Origin of the sequence: Methylocucumis oryzae, assembly GCF_000963695.1 — a bacterium.
In the GTDB taxonomy this organism is placed as follows: domain Bacteria; phylum Pseudomonadota; class Gammaproteobacteria; order Methylococcales; family Methylomonadaceae; genus Methylovulum; species Methylovulum oryzae.
On sequence record NZ_LAJX01000334.1, the window covers coordinates 1 to 1,972 of the forward strand.

Consider the following 1,972-nt stretch of genomic DNA (forward strand, 5'->3'; position numbering starts at 1 on the left):
CCGTGTTCTTGGTCATCAATTCCGGGCGTGCCTTAACTCTTTTCTTCGAGTTAGTTGATTCTATTCGACGAGTTGTTTATTACCGACCGAAGACGCCCAAGCCATCAAAACCTCGTGTTAATAAAGGCGTTCCTAATAAGTGGAAAGAAAAGCGGGCTAAGAAAATGGGTGCTACTGGCTAAAGTCAACAGTATTGAACCCGGGCATTGGCTGCAGAATGGGCACCTAAGATCAGAGTCAATGCCATTGCGCCGTCCTTAACAAACACGCCTTTGGCCGAACGCTTGTTAAGGGAAGATAGCAAAAAACAGGCTGCTGCCATGCGTCATCCGTTAAAACGAGTGGGAGAAGCAGAGGATCTAGCGAATATGGCTCTTTTTTTTGTTGTCTGATAAAGCCAGTTGGATCACAGGACAAATCATACATGTCGACGGCGGAATTTCGTCGATTCGGCATTAGGCTGACAGTACATTAAATATTTCAGGCACAGGAATGAGTCATGAATCATAAATACCATACGATTGTGATAGGAGGAGGTTGCTTGGGAGTCGCCTGCGCCTTATCAATCCAGCGTAAACTAGGAAATAAGGCTGGTAAAGTGGCTATTTTGGAGAAAAAAAGTATTAGGTGCGGGACTAAGTTCTCGCCATAGCGCCATCGTGCGCTCTGCTAATGTTTCCCCAATGGCGGCGAGGATGGCAAAACTGGCCACCCAGCACTGGAAATATCTCAAGCCGATATGGGGCGTGGAAATTCCTTTTGAGCAACCCGGAGCGATCTGGATTGCCGAAAATAACGATGGAAAAGCCGCAAAAACATGGATAGCCTTAGAACAAGCCATGCAAAATGAAAGCATCGACTTCACGATGATTTCTCATAAAGATGTTTTGGAGTTAAGCCAGCAAGCGGTAAGAACAGGACCTGATGAAATTTATTATTACGAACCGGAAGTATTGCAATTAGATTCGCCGCAGATTCTGAATGCCATGCAGACTGCGGTCAAAAAAAATCACATCGATGTTTTTCGAGCATTGTCAGGTATCTGATTTTCAGCTCGAAACCCAACATGGCATCACTGCTATATACACCAGTCAAGGCAAATTTTTTACGGAACATGTTGTTAATGCCTCCGGTGGCTGGAGCTCGGAATTGTTTGCCGGGATTGGCTTAACCATCCCTGTGGCTTTGCAACCGGTTTATGTGGCCAATTTTTTGGTGAGTGTCAACGACATACCAGAATCCCTGCCGATTATCGCTGACTTTGTCAATCAAGCGTATTTTCGGCGATGGCGTGGCAGCATTTTGCACATGCATCAACCTAGGCGACGACAGGGTAAAGATATTGCCAGTTCATTTAGTCGGGCGACAATGAATCCTGATGGCGCCAATGTGATATACGACGCTTTAAGCTTCAACGTACATCATCAACAATTGGAGGATTATGTTGGTAAAGTGACTAATCGCTTCCCTAAAATGGGTCAACCCGTTTATGCGGGTGGCTATCATTCTTTTTTTGATATTACCCCTGATCTCAAATTTATCTTAGGGCTTGATACCCAAGTCGGCAATTTATATCACTGCTTGGGTGCAGGACAAGCATTAAAGTATGCCCCAATCTTTGGCGAACTGATTGCCGATTTGATAATAGAGCAGCAGATTACCTATGACGCCATAGGCATTGAAGAATTTGGTATTTCAAGATTTATAGACAAAGACATTTCACACTATTGGCATACCGAGTCTTTAGTTCAGAATTCATTATAATTAAAACAACGTAAGCGCTCAACCAAACCACCTGTTCGAATAAGTTCAGAACCGTTATTCTCAAAATTTTTGAAGAGGATAATGCATGACCTTAACCGCGCATTGGATACACCACCTGAACACTTGGCAAAGCAGCGGAATGACGCAAGCGGCGTATTGCCGACAGCATCGGCTTAATGTCAAAACCTTTGCCGCGCGGCTGCACGAT

At 44.6% G+C, this 1,972-nt stretch carries 6 protein-coding genes; all 6 read left to right on the forward strand.

The window, feature by feature from the left end:
- Positions 1-182 (forward strand): hypothetical protein (locus VZ94_RS27440; RefSeq protein WP_045780776.1); only part of this gene is annotated, 182 nt, incomplete at its 5' end.
- 24 nt (positions 183-206) lie between these two features.
- The gene (locus VZ94_RS21215; RefSeq protein WP_275575346.1) at positions 207-392 is read left to right on the forward strand and encodes an SDR family oxidoreductase; all 186 of its coding nucleotides are present in this window, start codon (positions 207-209) and stop codon (positions 390-392) included.
- The gene (locus tag VZ94_RS31260) at positions 385-459 is read left to right on the forward strand and encodes a hypothetical protein (protein ID WP_275575349.1); all 75 of its coding nucleotides are present in this window, start codon (positions 385-387) and stop codon (positions 457-459) included. The genes VZ94_RS21215 and VZ94_RS31260 overlap by 8 nt, the downstream gene beginning before the upstream one ends.
- Before the next feature lie 200 nt (positions 460-659).
- The gene (locus VZ94_RS31265) at positions 660-1,046 is read left to right on the forward strand and encodes an FAD-binding oxidoreductase/lyase (RefSeq protein ID WP_275575347.1); all 387 of its coding nucleotides are present in this window, start codon (positions 660-662) and stop codon (positions 1,044-1,046) included.
- Positions 1,018-1,764: an NAD(P)/FAD-dependent oxidoreductase gene (locus tag VZ94_RS21220; RefSeq protein WP_275575348.1), complete on the forward strand. Its 747-nt coding sequence runs from the start codon at positions 1,018-1,020 to the stop codon at positions 1,762-1,764. The genes VZ94_RS31265 and VZ94_RS21220 overlap by 29 nt, the downstream gene beginning before the upstream one ends.
- 85 nt (positions 1,765-1,849) lie before the next feature.
- The coding region (gene tnpA / locus VZ94_RS33410; protein ID WP_439097760.1) for an IS66 family insertion sequence element accessory protein TnpA at positions 1,850-1,972 on the forward strand (123 nt) is incomplete at its 3' end.

Bases quoted from the DNA above. Each gene is read 5' to 3' on its own strand.
- VZ94_RS21220 (WP_275575348.1), top strand. From the start codon at position 1,018: ATGTTTTTCGAGCATTGTCAGGTATCTGATTTTCAGCTCGAAACCCAA.